Origin of the sequence: Microbacterium lacus (genome assembly GCF_044794305.1) — a bacterium.
Taxonomy (GTDB): domain Bacteria; phylum Actinomycetota; class Actinomycetes; order Actinomycetales; family Microbacteriaceae; genus Microbacterium; species Microbacterium lacus_B.
This window is the reverse complement of the sequence record NZ_CP084996.1, coordinates 2,615,149-2,631,776: the sequence shown is the minus strand read 5'-3', so window position 1 is coordinate 2,631,776 and position 16,628 is coordinate 2,615,149. Positions and strand designations below refer to the sequence as shown.

The window sequence follows — 16,628 nt, the reverse complement described above, 5'->3', positions numbered from 1 at the left end:
TGGCTGATGGTTGGGTGGCCACTTCAGGCAATACGTGGGGGTCGACCACGGAAGGCGACCACCTGGATCGGCTGCGGCGTGCTGCTCGTCGGATGGCCTGTACTCGCGACCATCATCAAGCTGGGCCTGACCGACGCATGGCCCAATCTCGGCGGTCTGTGGGCATGCCTCCCTTTTGCCTGCACGTTCCTCGGCGGCGTCGCAACCCTTCGCCTTCTTGAGGACTACATGTCGAATGCGTGGCGGGCGATTAGTAGCCGCATCGGGATTGTGCGGTCCGTGGGCGGCGCATCGCTGGCGGTGGCTTTAGTCGTACTGGGACTGTGGGCGCTCAGTTGGCTCGAAAGCAACGGCCTACCGTGGCTCGTCGCACCCGCCGGCGGGGCCTGGCTGTTGGGCATAGTTGGCGGCGCGATCGCCGTGGGGAGGTCAGCGTTGCGTGGCTCGCGAAAGTGGGACAGCGCGTGCGCGGGTATTCCCGGAACGGGCCCGGACACGTGGGCCGGCCGCACGCCTGCACCGCCCGAGCCGACTACTGAAATCGATGAGCCGGTCGGGTTGCCGCCCGCACCGCTCGACTGACACCCAACCTGAAGGAGCAACACAGAATGTCCACACGAATCGAAGTCCCACGCCCCGCCGAGATGGTCGGGCGCCTCACCCTCGCGATCCTCGGCACTGGGGCGATCGTTGCCCTCGCAGTCGGCCTGCGAGAACAAGGGTCAGCCCTGGATCTGATGCTGACCGCGGGCAGTGTTGCGCTCACTGTAGCGCTCTCGGGCATCCTCGGATCGATCCGCCCTGTCAGCGAACCGACCACGGCCGTCGCGACGATCCTCGCAGGCCTGCGGGCGCACCCGGTAGCGCGTCTCGTCCTGACCGACAGGGCGGTGCAGGTGGTGCTCGCGCTCGGCGTCGGTGGCGCGGTCGCTCTTGCAGCTACGGAACTGCAGGCCTGGCTTTGGCCGGGCGCTGCGGCTGATGCTTGGCAACAGCTGATCGCTCTCGCGGCGCTGCTGTTGCCGGTCTGGATCCTGGGAGGGTTGTTCCTTCCCCGCGAACGTGCCCCATGGATCGTTCAGGTCGAAGCAGGCATCCGTCAGCTGCTGCGGCTTCCGGAGCGTGTGGAGGAGCCGTCGACGGTTGCTCGTGCGGTCGGGACTGCGGTCCTCCGGACTCTCGCCACGGTTGCTGTGCGGAGCGTGTCGATCGTGCTCTTGGGCTGGGTGCTGTCGTCCTCGTGGCTGATCGCAGCGTTCGCTCTCGCACTCGTGTTCCTACTGGCGGGTGGCGAGGTGCTCGGGCAGCTGGCGACAGCAATCAACGGCCTGCGGGCACCGGGCGCGCATGTGGACGAGGTGACCGCCGCATCGAGCGACGGCGAGAAGGAGACAGACCAATGAACCGTAAGAACATTCTGATCGTGTCGGCAATCGTGGTGGGCCTTGCACTGGCGATGCTCGCGGGCGCGGGTATCGCACGCGTGGCGACCGGGCCGGGTGCTGTACCGCAGTCGGGCCAGCCTGTCGCAACGGTGGCACCGACAGCATCACCGACAACAACGCCCACGCCGACAGCGACGCCGTTCACCCCTGATGAGGATCAGGTGAAACTCCTCGAAATCGCGGACCGCAATATCTTCACGGAGCAGACCTGGACGTCGTCGGACTGCTCGGGCACGATCGAGGTGAGCTACCCGGGCGGGTATGCATTGAAGGACAAGCCGGGCAAGATCGGCATCGAATGGGGGACTATTGCCGAGGGCAGCTACATCCGCGCTGAGTACCGGCTCGAAGGCGGTGCGGCTATCCCCGTCGCCGGTTCCGCGGTCACACCCGACGGCTGCACCCTGCTCCCGGAGACGCTCCGATGACCGGGCTCAAGAAGATTCTGCTCATGACCGCCATCGTCGTGGGCCTTGCCCTTGTCATGCTCGCCGGCGCGGGCATCGCACGCATCGCGACCGGCCCGGGTGCTGCACCGCAACCCGGCCAGCCTGCCGCAACGGCAGTGCCGACCGCATCGCCGACACCCAGGCCCACCCCGACATCTACGCCGTTCACCCCTGACGAGGATCAGGTCGCGCTGCTTGCGATCGCGGAACGGTACGCAGGCGTCACGCAAACCTGGACTGCTTCTGACTGTGAGGGGACGATCGAGGTCAACAGCCCAGGCGCAGTTGCGCTGACGGCCAAGCCAGGGGCGATCGGGATCAACTGGTTCACCGCGAACGGGAACGACATCTTCGCCGAGTACACCCTTGAAGGCGGTGCAGCTGTCCCCGTCGCGGGTTCAGCGGTCACACGCGGTGGGTGCACTCTCATCCCGGAGACACTCCGATGAGCGGGCTGACACGGCTTGCAGCTCGCGCGACGAAGCGCATACTCCTTGGTGCACCCATTGATGCGGTCACGGGTCGACTCTCGGCTCAGCATCTGATGGCGTGGGTGGCCGCGCTGGTGCTCGTCCTCGTGCTCCCTGCGATCGCTAGTCTGATCGCCTCCCTGGTGCCTGGCGTCGCCTGGCTGCAGTTGCTCCCGTTCATGCTGACCGTGGTCGGGGTGCTCGTGCTTGTGCGCTTAATCGGTTCTCGGATAAGTGGAATCTGGCGGAGTATCCGCAACGGTGTCGCCGCCGTCGTATCGATAGGTGGCGCCATCGTGGTGCTGACGCTGCTCGGCCTCGGTGCGGCGCTCGTCTGGTGGGTGGTCGACAACGCTGCATGGGCACTGATTGCACCCGCCCTCGGCATCTGGCTAGCAGTTTCGTTGCTGACCGCAGCGGTTGCCGGGCGCGCGAAGGATCGGGGTGCGCCGGGTCGTGAGGAGACGTTCCAAGCGATCTTTGGCGGCTCGGAGTCCATTTGGGCGGGGCGCACCCGCGCGGCCAAAGGCGGGGTGATGCTCGCCCGCGCACCCGCTCAGGCAGTTATCGCGCTTCAAACGAAACCGGCCGATATGGACGCTCGGGTTGCGGCGTACCATCCAGAGTTGGAAGCCGCCCGCGTCTCACGGCATCAGATCGAGCTGCGCCCCGCGACGGCTGCAACGAAAGAGCGTCGGCGCCTTGCCGCAACGAGCGACGGACGCGTCCTCGGTGTGACCGCCATCGCGGGGGGACGTTGGGCGTTGTCGCTCGCTCAACTGCGGGCAGCAGAGGCGGGCGCGCTCGCGGTGTGGGTTGAGCGCGAACTCGCTGGCGCGACGCTCCTCAGCCTGGACCTGGATGGGCGTGCTGCGGTGGCTGGGCCGCTTGATCCGGTGACGCGTCGCGTGCGTGATGAGCTCGCCCGCGGCTTCGGTGCACGACCTGATGAGGTTGCGGTGGAAGTCGAGTCCGACAGCGATGGCATCCTTCAGGTCGATGTGACCCGCCACCCTGATATGCGCGCACGAGAAGCGGACGCAGTCCGAACGCTCTTCCGCCGTACCGCTGAAGCTGCGATTCCCGGGTTCCACCCCGACTGGGTTGTTGACGTGGACCGGCTAGGGAACAGCGCGCGGCTTGAACGCCGACCGCGTCGGGAACTGCCGGCCAGGGTTGCCCTCGAACCGCTGCTGCCGACTTCCGTTGACCCGGCGGATTGGAACGTCTTGCCGGTCGGCGTGACCCCGGAGGGTGCGCCCGCCGGTCAGGATCTTCTCGCCGCCCCAATGGCGCTCGTGGTAGGCCCGACCGGCTCCGGTAAGACTGTGGCGCTACTCGCGGATGCGGCGCAGCGCCTGGCGCGTGGGCACGACGTATGCGTGCTTGATGCCGCGAAGGGTGGAGCTGATTTCGCTGCGATCGAGCCGTTCTGTCGCGGGTTCGCGCGCGAGTACGACGAGGCGGTCGCCCTGATCAAGGCCGTCTACGCGGAGGGGCGTCGTCGTCGTGCGATCCTGCTGCGGGAGCGGGTGGGGAACACCGTGGACCTCTCTGATGAGGTGCGTGCGGCCGAGGGCATTCGCCCGTTGACGCTGATCGTCGACGAAGCCGCCTCTCTGCTGCTCGTACCGGCAGTCCCGAAGGGTCTCGATAAGGATGACCCGGAGGTATTGGAAGCGCAGGAGCTCGCCGCGCAGAAGGGTCTCCTGAAGTCGTACATCGGCAAGATCGCCCGGGAGCTCCGGTTCGTGCAGGTGCACCTGGTCGTTGCGATGCAGCGCCCGGACGCAGCCATCCTTGACGGTGAGATCCGCAGTAACCTCTCTCACCGGGTGCAGCTCATCGCGCCCGGCAAACCGATCGGTCAGACCGAACTTCAGATGCTCTTCCCCGCGGATGTCGTGACCGTCGTTTACGACCAGATTGAACGTTTCGATGATGGGCGCAGCCGTGGCCTCGCCGTGTTCGCTGCGGAAGGTGGCGATGTGACGGCTGTCCGTGTCGCCTACACACCGCAGTCGGAACTGGAGGCCCTGCTGCGCGCCCGCGGCGTCCCGGAAGTTGATGACGGTGACCGGTTCGACATGACAGGCGCGGCGGACCCGCGCCCACCCGCGCCCGTTCATGGCAGGCGGATCGACGCACCAGCCGACGAGCCGATCGTCGACGTCGCCGCTGACGGCCTCGATCTCAGCGACCTGGATTTCAATGCACTCGCACCGTCCGAGGCGGAACCGGCCCCAACACGTACCCGTCTCGGGCTGTCAGATTTCGGGCTGTGAACGCCGGAATCGGTGAGCCTTGCACCCCTTGCCGCAGGGGTGGTGTGTGAGACCGCAATCTGCGCCTCACTTCAGGAGCTAGAAGAAACGAGAGATCGAGATGAACGCCAAGAGCAAGTTTGGCAGTGAGGTCGCGGAGCTTCCCGACCGTATTGCCCTTGGACCGCTGCTGCCAGAGTCAGTGGACCCCATCGGTTGGAACGTGCTACCGGTTGGCGTGACACCGGAGGGGGCACCTGCCGGTCAGGATCTCCTCGCCGCGCCGATGGCTCTCGTGGTCGGCCCAACGGGTTCAGGCAAGACGGTCGCCCTCCTCGCTGATGCGGCACAGCGCCTCACTCGCGGGCATGACGTGTGCGTGCTTGATTCCGCGAAGGGTGGTGCAGACTTCGCGGCGATCGAACCCTTCTGCCGGGGTTTCGCTCGCGAGTACGACGAATCGGTCGCCCTTGTCAAAGCGGTCTACGCGGAGGGCCGTCGCCGTCGAGCGGTTCTGCTGCGCGAGGGCGTGGGGAACGCCGCTGACCTGTCGGTTGAAGCGCGTGCGGCCGAGAACATCCGCCCGCTGACGCTGATCGTCGACGAAGCCGCGTCTCTGCTGCTCGTCCCGGCAATCCCGAAAGGACTCGACAAGGACGACCCTGAAGTTCGGGCGGCTAAGGAACTCGCGGCGCAGAAGGACCTCCTGAGGTCGTACATCGGCCGCATCGCGAGGGAACTGCGTTTCGTGCAGGTCCACCTGGTCGTGGCGATGCAACGTCCGGACGCGGCCATCCTTGATGGCGAGATCCGCGGCAACCTCACGCACCGGGTGTTGCTTGTCGCGCCAGGAAAACCTATCGGGCAAACCGAGTTGCGGATGCTCTTCCCCACCGATGTGGTCACCGCCGTGTACGACCAGATCGAACGTTTCGATGACGGACTCAGTCGCGGATTGGCGGTGTTCGCCGCGGATAGTGGCGATGTCACGGTGGTTCGTGTTGCGTACACGCCGCAGTCGGAGCTGGAGGCTCTGCTGCGTGAGCGCGGTGTGCAGCCGGTCGCTGACGCGGACCGCTTCGATCTGAGCGGCGCGGCAGACACCTGCCCAGGGGCACCCAGTCCACTGCCCGCGGATTGACGCATCGGTTGACGCGCCGATCGTGGAAATGGCCCGCAGAGGGCCTCGACCTCACCGACGTAGCTTTCGCGCTAATACCGGCAGTCGCGCAGTCGACTCGGGCTCTGAGCGCCGGAATCGGCGCACCGCGCACGGCTTGCCGCAGGGGTGGTGGGGTGAGAGGCATTTCCGCCTCTCACTTCAGGAGCAAGCAGAAAGAAGAGATCGAGAATGAAGAGCACGAAGAGCTTTGGCAGCGGGTTTGCGGCAGCCGGAATCGTCACCGGAATCCTGGGGGCGAGCCTGTTGGCCGCCGCCCCTGCGATGGCAGCCCTTCCATGGCATGGCGGCGACGCCGGAATCCAGACGTGGAAATGCCAGTCGAAGGGCGGCGCGGTCGTCCAGCCGTTCACGGTCCAGATCCGCAAGGCGGACGCAGAAACCGCCGCGCCGCTCGCAGGCGCGTCGTTCCGTGTTACCACGGGTGACATCGAGTCCCGCTCTGGGGGTGAACCGACGTACGCCCCGGTCGGGTGGTCGCCTGCTCGTGATGTACAGACTGCTGCGATGGAGGCTGAGGTCATCGCGACTCAGGCGGCATACGAGGCCGCCTACGCGGTGCTTGCGCAGGCCTTCACGGTGACAGCTGATGCGAACGCCGCGCACACCGCACTCGTCGCCGCTCAGGCGGCCGAGCAGGGCGCGGTCGATGCGGCAACCGTCGGCGTGACCGTCGCGGAGGGCGCCCTCGTCAACCTGGAGGAAGAGCTCGCGTTCCTTGACGAGCAGGGATTCCTCTCGCCGGAGCAGCTCGCGCGCCACGCCGAGCTGACCGACGTGTTGGTCCCAGCGGCTCAGGCCACGGTGGCTGATACTGTCGCGGCTCAGACTGACGCACTGGCCGCGCTCGACGCCGCCGCTGCCGCGGTGGTCGCACACGATGCGGTTGTTGCGGATGCGATTGCCGCACAGGCCGCTGCCCAGGCGGATTCTGATGCAGCGGAAGCGACCGCTCGCACCGCCTGGGAAACCCTCGCAACGCACAATGAGGGCGACCTGTCGATCCGCTCGCAGACCGTGACGACCGACGCCACAGGCTCCGCGTCGACGAGCACCGTCGAGGTCTGCGGGGTCACCGATGGTGTCATCAACCTCACCCTGGAGGAGACGGCCGCGCCGGCGAGCTACATCGGCCTCGATGCGCCGGTGACCGTGAGCATTGCGGTCTCGCAGCCCTACGACGGTGCGCCCGTGAGCGTCGACAGCATCGCCTCATCGGATGATCAGGTCGAGGCGTACTACTCGGGAAGCCAGCGCCCCGGCCCGGTCATCGTGACTCTCGATGTGACCAACGAGCCAGTCGACGTCGTTGCGCCTCCGGTCGACCCGCCCGTTGTGGAACCGCCAATCGTTGTCGAGCCTCCCGCGGTGACGCCTCCTGTAGCGGCCGCACCACCCGTCGCGCCCGTCGCGCCTGCGCCTGTACCTGTCGTTGCGACCGGTGCTGAGGTTGTCCCTTCGATAGGACTCCTGAGCGCTGCCGCTGCTGCTATTGGTGGTCTGACGCTCGGGGGTCTGCGCCTCACCCGCCGCAGCAACTGACACACGCCACGACCAAGCGGTGCTCCACGGCTCCGGCCGTGGGGCGCCGCTTCGTTGTGTCCGCTTTCTGCCCGGCTCTCTTCGATCCGAATGTGACGACACCAGCCGACCGGAGAAGGGGCCTACTCGACGGACCTTGCCTGCACGAGCTCGTCGATCTCAACGACCAACGCGACGCACACGCTCCTGATCTGTGTGATGTCGGCCTCGTCGAGTAGGACTCGGTCCTCGTCGAGGGTGATGCCGGCCAGCGCCAGCTTGTCCCTGACGCCTTGAGGGTTCTTCTTCTGTATTCGTGTCAGATTGCCGAGTCCGTGAGCGATCGCATTGCGAACCTCGACTAGAGGCTCAAGGCTCGGCCAATTCGGTTTGATTTGGAACCAGTCCCTGTACCCACCTCGGATGCCTTCCCACGTCGAGACTGTGGTTGTGGCGGCGCGATCCCATACGGTGCTGCGCACATCGTTCGCGGTCGGGTCGATCTCAGCCTCGGCGAGTGCAAGCAAGCGGTCTGCACAGAATGACTCTGTGATCGAGATCATCCGCATAGCCGTCGCCTGTCGCTGCACTTGCTGGTGGTCGAACGGTGGAGGTGCAAGCCTTGAGCGACGGTGTGAGTCGTGCGAAGTGTTGGTCTGGGACCGGTGATGACTCAATGTCTGGTTGAGCAGCTGACACGCCGCTTCGGCGCGATCGCTAAGCACGACGGGAAGCGTCACGGTGTGAGCTCCTCGACAAGAATCTGCTCGAATCGATCGTTGGCGCTATCGGCGGCCGCAGCAAGATCTTGTCGCGCGAGCCCCCAATAGACCAGCGGTCGCCAAGCGGGCGACACACGGTCGAGCGCCTGCCTCATCACATCAACATCACCACGTTTGAGACGTCCCAGGGCGGCGGCGGCGGTTGCGGCGAGGGGTGGTTCCGCACCGATGACGCACTCGTTGAGCCATTGGTAGTAGCGGTGCGGCGTTTGAGTAGCCCGAATGCTTCCCGCGGCATGTGCGATCCACATCTTCTGCCAAAGGCTGAAACTTGGCTCGTCAACGAGTTGGTCAAGCGCCTTGCGAAGCTTCATGCGAGCGCGCTGCCCGGTCTTGGCAAGCTCGACGACGTAGTCGCTCACTTGAGGGGCAAGAGCAGGATCCTTCCGCAGTAGCGCTGACAGATGCTCTACCGCGCTGTCGTTGCCCGTGCGGCCCAGAATTGGCAGAGCTCGTGCAACCAGCGACTCGGTGATCGCAGACTTGCGCCTGGACGTCATTCCTGGATGTGAAAGTTCTGCGACCCAAAGCTCCAGAGCTCGCTCGGCAGCCGCGGCTCGGGCGGGACCAATTTTGATGGCGGTGTCATCTACTGTCGCATCGAGGGCGTCCTGTTCACTAACCGCGTCGGCCGCAGACAAACCCAGTGTCTGACTGTCAGAGTCCGTGCTCTCATCGGACTCGTCGGGGTAGTCCGTTTCGAGAAGCAGCGTGAACAGATCGTCGTTTCCGTCACTCTTTCTGAAGAGTTCTCGCTCAGCGTCAGCGAACGCCTGGAGTGCGAACACGTAGCTGACTATCGAATAGGTGAAGGTCTTGGATTCGTTGAGCGTCAGTCCGAGAGTGCGCACTTCGCGTGCACAGGTCTCCAACGCATCGCGAGCGTCGGCCAGCGACGATGAGACGATCCGGAAGTCATCCGAGTAGGTCGTTACCTGGTACCCCGCTCGTCGCATTCGGCGGCGCACTGGGTCAATGTAAGTGTCGCCGAGGATGTCGCTGGACTTATGAATCTGTGGCAGACCGATTCGACGACCCATCACTCGGAACAGCAGCTCCATCAGCACCGTGATGACAGGCGCATCGCCCGTTTGGGCTTCCAACTCGTCCGCGAGTCGCTCGTGGTCGATGTACTCGTAGTACGAGGACACGTCGGTCACGCTCACGTACTGAGCATTCGAGATTTGCAGCGGCGCCGCTTTGAATTCTCGATTCCCCTGGCGGGTCACAACGTTTGAGGGCAGTGACTTGGCGAGGTGATCAACTAACGCCCTGTACAAGACTTTGTCTTGGAGGGTCATCTCTGACATCGGACGTCGTCCGCTTCGGTTCTTGTCTGCGAAAACCAAGTCCGCTGGTTGACCGAACTGACCTTTGGCGTATCGATTGCGCAGCAGCTTTCCAATGTCCTCCGCACGACTGGCCAATGCGAGGCGATCTGGTCGGCGAGGCATCCGCCTGTTGGACATCCTGAGCTCGAGATCTGCAGCTCCGGTCAAGTCGAGCCCGTTGAGTAATTGCAGATCAATTTCCATGCGCCACAGTCTGTCCTAAACCATGGTGTGAGGGAGAACCTCCCTCACAATGCTCACGCCGTCACTGACGCCTGCCGCTCCGATACGTTGAACGGATGCTGACACCCAACACCCCCGAGTTCTATCTCATCTACGGCGCGGCGGGGCTGCTCGTGCTGATCGTGAACCTGCTGCTGATCTACATGGTGATCAGACTCGCCATCACCCACGGGATGCTCTCGTACTCGCGGCAACTCGAAGCGAACCGGCGACTTCCAGTGCACCGCGATTGACTGGACGAAAGGCGGCTCGGATCACGGCAGTCGGTGCCTCCCGATACGATCTCGGACAATGAACGCCGCAACCTGTCAGGTCCTTGCGACCGTCTTCCCCATCGTGATGCTCACGGTCGTGCTCGAACGCCGCATGATCAGCATCAAACTCCGCCGGCTTCCCTGGTTTCGTAACGTGATGCTGTGGTCGTTTGGGTCCGCGCTATTGGGCGTCGGGATCACGTTGGTCGGTGTCCAGACGAACGGTCTCCCGCTCATCGCTGGTGTGACTGCGTGGATGCTTGCCGCGTTATCGATCGGGGGCCTGGGCGCGGTGCTGATGGCGTCGATGGCGACTACTGAGGTGGAAGAGGACACCGAAGGCTGACACACGGTCGAGACGCGGCGAATGCTGGCATTGGCGGCTGGAGACTGACCGAGATTGGTGAACGGTCGCGTCGGCGCGCTGCCGACGTCGCTCCACGATAGGGAAGGCTCCCTGCGAGACTGGCACGATGTGGCCGACCTTGCTGATCAATTCACGAACGTCGTCGCACCGCTCGCCGTTCTCGCCCAAAGTTGAATGGCCTGTGCTTCGGGTTGTCGTCGACCCTCAAGCGAACATCCCTGAAGAGGTTGGCGGGCTGTTGAAACTGCTCCGACGGAGTGATGAGAATGTGCGCATTCTGAGACGTGTTGATGGAGCGGATCTGCAAGAGCCTGGCGACTATGCGGTGATCCCGCCTGGCCCGGAGACTGGGGGTGAGTATGCCGGTGTGCGTGAGTATCGGACGGGCGGTGTTGCGCTCGTCGGGGTTCCTTCTGCGCGCAACAACATCACCGCCGCATTCAACTGGGCAATGCACTACGGGTTCGATCCCGACGAGGCAAGCTCGCGACAGCTCGACGCCGAGGCCGCCCGCTCGCTGGATGCCGATGTCTACATGACCGACAATGCTTACCTTCTCCATCGACCAGATTCGTACGCAGCGGCAAGCGTGGCGGAAGCTTTGGCTGTCATCGGACTGCACCAACGGCTACGTGGCCGCGTCATCCTCGGCGAGGGCTTCGAAGGGCATGTTGGTACCTGGCAAGCTGAAATGATCCAGGCGGGCGCTCTTCTCCCCGCGTCAGCGCAAGCATTCCGCGAGGGTGGTTCGGGTCTGCCGCTTGAGGCCACTCGACTTGTACGAGCAGCCCGCCTACGACTCGGCAAAGCCCTCGCCGCGCGTGACAACCTACTCCTCGCCAGCATGCAACGAACGCGATCGTTCGGAGCGGATGAACCCGAAGATTCTGTCGAGCGAGTAGCAGTCGCGCTACAGGGCATGTTCGACGCGCTCGCGCGTGCGCTCAACGCTTGCCTCGCAAACCCGTTGAATGCGAGGCATGTCGCCTGGCATCGCCGTGAGTTTTTGCAGGCCATCCCGTCAGATTCACAATCGGTTGCGAGCACGTCGCATTTCAAGGCGCTTCAAGCCGTCATTGGTGAGCTTCGTAACACCGTCCACCACGAGCCAGTGGGAAGCGCAGCGAGCGATACACGAGGCCGATTCGAGAAGCTCGTCACCCTCCCGCGCACCTCGGCAGAGCGGTTTCTTCGGGAGGTCGACAATCTTGGGCGCCGGGAACGGTGGGTAGCTCACGACATCGGCAAGTACGGTCTCGCACTCCACCCTGTTGTCTTGTGCGACGACCTCATCGGGGACGCCGCAGCCGCCGCCAACCGCCTCCTCGATACGTTCCCGTGGACCGAGAGCGCCGGATCACCACCAAGCCCGGCGACCCAGTCTGACTGGCTCACCTACCCGCCGTACCTAGCAACGAACCGCCTGCTGTACGGGCTCTAGGCAGAGCGCATGTCGAGCGGTCGCTGAGTCTGATATCGAAGGTAGCCAGCTCGCGCAGGAGCGTCACATTTCGGTGGCCTTCGGACCACCTCGTCATCCGCGCAACGCTCGGAGGGTGCACCGCTCGCCCTCGCACCAGTCGATCAAGGCTCCAAACATTCGGAATGCCGCGACGCGAGGTTATCGGCAGGGCGCACCCCGTCAATTGGCGCCGCGACGGCTTCTTCGGCGCTCCTATGCAGTCTGATCAACGTGCCGCTCGACCACATAGCGGATCGTCTTGCTGTGCCGCTTCCGAACCTTCGGCTCCTGGCTCCATTCGAGTTTCACATCAACCGACTCTTTGACGTACGTGCCGAAGTCGATCGAAATCTCGCCCGGAGTGCGCGGCGGGCGGTCTCCGATCTGGAACGTTTTGCTCAGTTCAGTGTTGAAGCCACTCTCCTCGGAGATGTTTGGGATATCCCGTGGCGCGGCGCCATCGATCATGGTCGCGGTGAGCTTGACATCTCGCGCGACTCCACGGCCACGATTCCTTGCGACGGCCTTCAACACTGTGACTCTCTCGTCCTTGTCGAGCTTGTACTCCCAGTCAAGGACCCAATGAGGGCGTGGAATGCGGTTGCGCCAGAAGGTCAGACCGCTGACGACCAAACTTCCCGCAGCCACCAAGAGCGCCCACCACCCGACATCCACATGGTGACCATATCGAGAACCTGCGACTGATCACACGCAGCACCAGCCGCCGGGTTGGGATGGCAGCGTCAGCACCGCCCGCGCTGGGCAGTCGCCGACGGGCGTCGGCTACGAGACGTCCGCACTGAGTTTCGCAACAACCTGCACCCTTCGACGAGGAGCTTCAGTTCCCGGATGCGTAAAGGCTGGTCCTCGCGGGGCCAAGGGCGCGGGCACCGCGCACTTGATCACCACCGCTGAGGAGGATGCCCGAAGACCGGGGCAACAGCCGCCGACGTCATAAATGGCCTGCGGCTAAACCTCAGGCGGGGTGCTGAGCAAGTGTGTTGCCTTCGCGCGCGGCGGCAGTCGTCCCCCGCGCCCGGTTCCACCGCGATGTGGCAAGCAGCACCCCCGCAACGACAACAGCAACCGCGGGGATCACGCCCAACCCTGGCATGCTGTCAGCCGTCGACCACCCTTGCCAGAAGAACCCGGGGTCGACGAGCGGGTTGACGACGATGATGACCGCGAGGGCCACCCAACCAGCCCAACCGGCACCGGCTTTCCGTGCAGCGATCGCTCCGATGGCTGCAAGCACCATCGCTGCACCCCAGACAGGGAGCCCTTCATCGATGCTCGTGAAGCTCATCGCGTCCAGGCACGCGTCGGTCACCGTTGGTACACCGTCGAATCGACCGTTGGTCTCAGGGATCTGAGAACCGCCGCATGGCGCCCACCACATCACCCGGTCAGCGAGGCGGATCAGTCCAAGCCCGATTAGGAGCGCACCGACGACTCGCACGACCCCACCCGTTAGGTTCCCCATGGGGTCAGCATAGGAGCGACAAGTGCAAAGCGGCCAGACAAGTCGACCGCCAGATCGTTCCTCGCACGCCGCCGGCTGTTCAACCGCTCTCATCCGATAGGTTGCTGAAACGACGGGACCAGATCCTAAGCCAGAGGATGCAGCCATGGCCGAACTCGATACCTCACAAGCCCCACGGGGCGTGCTCGCGGCACAGCGGCTAGTAGCTGCAGTGGCGGAGGTTGGCGATCTCGCCGAGCGCCACTACCTGGAGCTGAAGAGCACACTGGACCTGTCATCAAAGCGCGATAAGGAGAAGATCGCGAAGTTCGTGCTGGGTGCGGCGAACCGTATGCCGGACATCGCTGCTGGTGCGTTCGAGGGATACGCCGCCATGGTGATTGGGGTTTCGGAGGGCGTCATCAAAGGCGTTCCGCCCGTCGAGATGATGGAGCTGGCCAAGATCGTCCAGCAGTATGTCGGCGCCGGTGGTCCGCGTTGGGACGTGATCTGGGTGCCGATCGAAGGTTCGACCAAACAGGTGCTTGTCGTGCTCGTCGACCCGCCGCAGGTCGGACAGCCGCCGTTCGCTTGCCGCAGTAGCGGCGACTCCCTGACGAGCGGACGCATCTACGTCCGAGCGGATGGAGAGACACGTGAAGCGAATGCGGATGAGTTCGATCTGCTGCTGAAACGCGGGGCGGCCATGCCAAAGGTCGAAGTCGATTTCGCGATCGAGGTAGTTGGCACCATCTCGCACCTCGCAGAGGATCACGATCGCACGGTTGAGGAGTATGTGAGCCTTCAGCGTGCACGGCTCATCGACGCACTCCGCGCGAGAGAGTCAACGACAACGATCGATGCAGACGACTCGGGACCAGTCGCTTCGGGCTTCGCTGGCCTCGCGCCTGGGATAAAAGGGGCAGCGTCGTTCGCGCGCGCGATGCAGATTCCTGAAGACCGCACCGAACTTGAGTACCTCGATTCGATTGATCAATGGGAGACGCAATTTCGGGAAGCGTGGCAGGCCGCGACCACGGTGATCGCCGCAGGGCTCCTGACCCCAGTGATCGTCAGGGTGACGAACCGAACAACGACGTTCTTCCACGATGTCGAGGTGGAGCTCCACCTCGAAGGAGACGTGTTCGCGCACGACTACCTCGACCACGAGGGGGACGTCGACTTCTCCTACCTTGATCTGCCGTACCCGCCGAGAGCGTGGGGACCGAGCATGATGAGCTTCGGTTCTTCTGGTCACCCCGATCTCAGTTTCATGCTGCCCTCCAATCACACCGCCTACATTCCGCCATCAATCAGTTTCAGGAACGGCGGGTCGGTAGATCTTGATCTCAACGTCGGCGAGCTTCGTCCTCTCGGCGGCTACGAATCCGAGGACGAAGAGTTCGTGCTCATAATCACAGATGACGGTCTTCGTTCGGTCCACGGCACTTGGCAATTGACGGCGCGAGACCACAACGAAGTATTCAGGGGTGAGATCAACATCACTGCGACGGATGTTTGTGACATCACGGCTACCGCGCGCACGATCCTGTCCCTCGACGACGGGGACGCGGGCTGACCACGGAGCCAGCCTCAGGGCAGTGTCGGAAGGCGCAGATATCGTCAAGAGTCCATCGAAGAGAGGCTGGCCGGCATGACCTCAGATGCATACCAGTTCCCGGTTGCAATCTCGCGTCTGACCAAGGGCGAGACTTCTCGCGAACCACAGAACCTCAGGGCTATCCGTTGGCTGCTTGACCAGCCCGGTCGGCCGGTTGTCCTCGTCACCCCTCAGCGTCGTTTCGAGGGTGACAGCCTGAAGCGGCTGGCTGCACAGCCCGGAGTGCTCCACCTCACCTGGAAGGGCCTGTCCACCGGTTCGCTCTCTGAACGGCGGGTCCTTTACGCGTGGCCCACGCGGAAGCACCTGAACGAGTTGTGGGATGTCGACGCCGACGCTCTCGCGGTCATCGAGTGGAACGTGCAGGAGACGGCGGAGTGGATCGAGGATGCCCGCCCGCTCCAACTTTTCGCCGATCGATGCGTGCAATCCGAAGTCAAGGTGGAGGGCATCATGACAGCAGAACCGCTACCCAACGGTGTAGACGGAATCCTTGAGTACATCGCCCAGATGGCCGCCGGCTACTCCACGGGACTGAAGTGGAATGAGGAAGACAAGCTCAAAGCGGACATGATGAACCGCCCGGAGCGTTGGGCCTCAATCACTGTCGATCAGGTGCGCTCCAAGTGTCGTGCGCTTGGGATGCGACCGGATGACATTGACACAATCGCGGGCTACCTACAGCGCCGCAAGGATGGCCGTCGTTTCAACGTCCAGAGTTCGTACCGCACGTTCAACTTCAAGTAGGACCGAGCAGTCGGTGACGTCGGGAACGCACCGGAACGTTGATCACGCCCCGCACGCCGGCCACCCAGTGAACGCATGTCGGGCTTCCGCAGCTGTGCACCCGCGGGCCTCGCCGACTTGCGCCCAGGTCGCGCCGAGGCGTAATGCAAGGGCGATCGCGCCATCCTCGCCTGACCGTGCACCACGCAACGCCACGGTGAGCAGGTCAGCCAAGCTCTAAGCCCCGCTTACAGGTTCGAACTCGGCTTCCGCGCCTGACCCACAAGTAAACCTTGCGGGTTGCGCTCCAACCACCGAGGATTGCTAGGCGGTTCGATCCGCACGGGTCAACTGAGCGGGCACACGCAGGGCCGGAGGCCATCAGTCGGCTCGTCGCATTCGCCAAAACCGTGACTGTGCGGCCACGATGGGTGGTGGAGCCGGTGTCGGCAGCGCGGTGCGGGGACCTTGAAAAAGTCGGGCTCAGGCATCGTAACCTCGCGTGATTCTAATGATCGTGGATTTCGAAGTCCCCAGCTGTCTCGCGACCTGCGCCGCGCTCACACCCTCACGACGCAAACGGTTGGCGAGCATCACCGCATCGCCAGTGAGTGAAGGCTTTCGTCCAAGCGGGCGCCCTTGCGCGCGGACCCTGTCGAGGCCTGCGAGGGTGCGTTCGCGTACGACGGATCTTTCCATTTCGGCGATAGCGGCGATGATAGTGAGCACTAGGCGGCCGGTGGTCCCTCGCGTGCTGAGGCCGTCAGCGATCGTCCGCAATGTGATTCCACGCCCGTCGAGGTCTTCAACGAGCGCGAGTGCCGCGGCGGCATTGCGGGCGATCCTGTCCAAGCGGTACGCCACGATTTCATCGCCCTCGCGAGCGTACGTGAGCAGTTCCGCGAACGCGGGTCGTGATGCTGGTGGGGTCGCCCCACTCACACCTTCATCTGTGAATATTTTCGTTGCGCCAGCTTCGAGCAGCGCGGGTCGCTGGTTCGCCGCGGCCTGATCACCGCGGCTGACTCGCGCATATCCCAGAATCGCCACA

Annotated in this window: 17 protein-coding genes; 12 read left to right on the top strand and 5 right to left on the bottom strand. The window is 63.9% G+C overall.

Annotation, left to right across the window (positions count from 1 at the left end):
• Window positions 1-78 precede the first annotated feature (78 nt).
• The 7 genes from LG299_RS12540 to LG299_RS12510 all read left to right on the top strand — a co-directional run bounded on the left by LG299_RS12540 (window position 79) and on the right by LG299_RS12510 (window position 7,350).
• On the top strand, window positions 79-582 hold the full coding sequence (locus LG299_RS12540; protein WP_404430713.1) for a hypothetical protein: 504 nt from the start codon (window positions 79-81) through the stop codon (window positions 580-582).
• Window positions 583-608: 26 nt separating this feature from the next.
• Window positions 609-1,403, top strand: coding sequence for a hypothetical protein (locus tag LG299_RS12535; protein ID WP_404430711.1), 795 nt, complete (start codon window positions 609-611; stop codon window positions 1,401-1,403).
• On the top strand, window positions 1,400-1,873 hold the full coding sequence (locus tag LG299_RS12530; protein WP_404430709.1) for a hypothetical protein: 474 nt from the start codon (window positions 1,400-1,402) through the stop codon (window positions 1,871-1,873). The genes LG299_RS12535 and LG299_RS12530 overlap by 4 nt, the downstream gene beginning before the upstream one ends.
• Entirely contained in the window at window positions 1,870-2,343 is a 474-nt protein-coding gene (locus LG299_RS12525; RefSeq protein WP_404430707.1) for a hypothetical protein, read from the top strand. Before LG299_RS12530 ends, LG299_RS12525 begins: the two co-directional genes overlap by 4 nt.
• On the top strand, window positions 2,340-4,649 hold the full coding sequence (locus tag LG299_RS12520) for a type IV secretory system conjugative DNA transfer family protein (RefSeq protein ID WP_404430705.1): 2,310 nt from the start codon (window positions 2,340-2,342) through the stop codon (window positions 4,647-4,649). The genes LG299_RS12525 and LG299_RS12520 overlap by 4 nt, the downstream gene beginning before the upstream one ends.
• 100 nt (window positions 4,650-4,749) lie before the next feature.
• Complete coding sequence (locus LG299_RS12515) at window positions 4,750-5,769, top strand: type IV secretory system conjugative DNA transfer family protein (protein ID WP_404430703.1); 1,020 nt, start codon at window positions 4,750-4,752, stop codon at window positions 5,767-5,769.
• A gap of 210 nt (window positions 5,770-5,979) precedes the next feature.
• Complete coding sequence (locus LG299_RS12510) at window positions 5,980-7,350, top strand: hypothetical protein (RefSeq protein WP_404430701.1); 1,371 nt, start codon at window positions 5,980-5,982, stop codon at window positions 7,348-7,350.
• A gap of 122 nt (window positions 7,351-7,472) precedes the next feature.
• Here LG299_RS12510 and LG299_RS12505 read toward each other — a convergent pair whose 3' ends face one another.
• Window positions 7,473-7,892, bottom strand: a complete 420-nt coding sequence (locus LG299_RS12505; RefSeq protein WP_404430699.1) for a hypothetical protein — start codon at window positions 7,890-7,892, stop codon at window positions 7,473-7,475.
• Window positions 7,893-8,065: 173 nt separating this feature from the next.
• Window positions 8,066-9,646: an RNA-directed DNA polymerase gene (locus tag LG299_RS12500; protein ID WP_404430697.1), complete on the bottom strand. Its 1,581-nt coding sequence runs from the start codon at window positions 9,644-9,646 to the stop codon at window positions 8,066-8,068.
• A 95-nt stretch (window positions 9,647-9,741) separates the two neighbouring features.
• On the opposite strand from LG299_RS12500, the gene LG299_RS12495 reads away from it, so the two are divergent.
• The 3 genes from LG299_RS12495 to LG299_RS12485 all read left to right on the top strand — a co-directional run bounded on the left by LG299_RS12495 (window position 9,742) and on the right by LG299_RS12485 (window position 11,747).
• Window positions 9,742-9,918, top strand: a complete 177-nt coding sequence (locus tag LG299_RS12495) for a hypothetical protein (RefSeq protein ID WP_404430695.1) — start codon at window positions 9,742-9,744, stop codon at window positions 9,916-9,918.
• Window positions 9,919-9,976: 58 nt separating this feature from the next.
• Complete coding sequence (locus LG299_RS12490; protein WP_404430693.1) at window positions 9,977-10,285, top strand: hypothetical protein; 309 nt, start codon at window positions 9,977-9,979, stop codon at window positions 10,283-10,285.
• A 388-nt stretch (window positions 10,286-10,673) separates the two neighbouring features.
• On the top strand, window positions 10,674-11,747 hold the full coding sequence (locus LG299_RS12485; protein ID WP_404430691.1) for a hypothetical protein: 1,074 nt from the start codon (window positions 10,674-10,676) through the stop codon (window positions 11,745-11,747).
• A 234-nt stretch (window positions 11,748-11,981) separates the two neighbouring features.
• Here LG299_RS12485 and LG299_RS12480 read toward each other — a convergent pair whose 3' ends face one another.
• On the bottom strand, window positions 11,982-12,302 hold the full coding sequence (locus tag LG299_RS12480; RefSeq protein ID WP_404430689.1) for a hypothetical protein: 321 nt from the start codon (window positions 12,300-12,302) through the stop codon (window positions 11,982-11,984).
• Between the two features lie 442 nt (window positions 12,303-12,744).
• A complete protein-coding gene (locus LG299_RS12475) occupies window positions 12,745-13,251 on the bottom strand; it encodes a hypothetical protein (RefSeq protein WP_404430687.1) in 507 nt (168 codons plus the stop codon).
• Window positions 13,252-13,396: 145 nt separating this feature from the next.
• Here LG299_RS12475 and LG299_RS12470 point away from each other — a divergent pair, with 145 nt between their 5' ends.
• Window positions 13,397-14,809, top strand: coding sequence for a hypothetical protein (locus LG299_RS12470; RefSeq protein ID WP_404430685.1), 1,413 nt, complete (start codon window positions 13,397-13,399; stop codon window positions 14,807-14,809).
• 75 nt (window positions 14,810-14,884) lie between these two features.
• Window positions 14,885-15,598: a hypothetical protein gene (locus LG299_RS12465; protein WP_404430683.1), complete on the top strand. Its 714-nt coding sequence runs from the start codon at window positions 14,885-14,887 to the stop codon at window positions 15,596-15,598.
• A 462-nt stretch (window positions 15,599-16,060) separates the two neighbouring features.
• On the opposite strand, the gene LG299_RS12460 is transcribed toward LG299_RS12465, so the two are convergent.
• Window positions 16,061-16,627 carry a recombinase family protein gene (locus tag LG299_RS12460; protein ID WP_404430681.1) on the bottom strand — a complete coding sequence of 189 codons (567 nt, stop codon included), beginning with the start codon at window positions 16,625-16,627 and terminating at the stop codon, window positions 16,061-16,063.
• Window position 16,628 lies beyond the last annotated feature (1 nt).

Bases quoted from the DNA above. Each gene is read 5' to 3' on its own strand.
- LG299_RS12535 (WP_404430711.1), top strand. From the start codon at position 609: ATGTCCACACGAATCGAAGTCCCACGCCCCGCCGAGATGGTCGGGCGC.
- LG299_RS12530 (WP_404430709.1), top strand. From the start codon at position 1,400: ATGAACCGTAAGAACATTCTGATCGTGTCGGCAATCGTGGTGGGCCTT.
- LG299_RS12525 (WP_404430707.1), top strand. From the start codon at position 1,870: ATGACCGGGCTCAAGAAGATTCTGCTCATGACCGCCATCGTCGTGGGC.
- LG299_RS12520 (WP_404430705.1), top strand. From the start codon at position 2,340: ATGAGCGGGCTGACACGGCTTGCAGCTCGCGCGACGAAGCGCATACTC.
- LG299_RS12515 (WP_404430703.1), top strand. From the start codon at position 4,750: ATGAACGCCAAGAGCAAGTTTGGCAGTGAGGTCGCGGAGCTTCCCGAC.
- LG299_RS12510 (WP_404430701.1), top strand. From the start codon at position 5,980: ATGAAGAGCACGAAGAGCTTTGGCAGCGGGTTTGCGGCAGCCGGAATC.
- LG299_RS12505 (WP_404430699.1), bottom strand. From the start codon at position 7,892: ATGATCTCGATCACAGAGTCATTCTGTGCAGACCGCTTGCTTGCACTC.
- LG299_RS12500 (WP_404430697.1), bottom strand. From the start codon at position 9,646: ATGGAAATTGATCTGCAATTACTCAACGGGCTCGACTTGACCGGAGCT.
- LG299_RS12495 (WP_404430695.1), top strand. From the start codon at position 9,742: ATGCTGACACCCAACACCCCCGAGTTCTATCTCATCTACGGCGCGGCG.
- LG299_RS12490 (WP_404430693.1), top strand. From the start codon at position 9,977: ATGAACGCCGCAACCTGTCAGGTCCTTGCGACCGTCTTCCCCATCGTG.
- LG299_RS12475 (WP_404430687.1), bottom strand. From the start codon at position 13,251: ATGGGGAACCTAACGGGTGGGGTCGTGCGAGTCGTCGGTGCGCTCCTA.
- LG299_RS12470 (WP_404430685.1), top strand. From the start codon at position 13,397: ATGGCCGAACTCGATACCTCACAAGCCCCACGGGGCGTGCTCGCGGCA.
- LG299_RS12465 (WP_404430683.1), top strand. From the start codon at position 14,885: ATGACCTCAGATGCATACCAGTTCCCGGTTGCAATCTCGCGTCTGACC.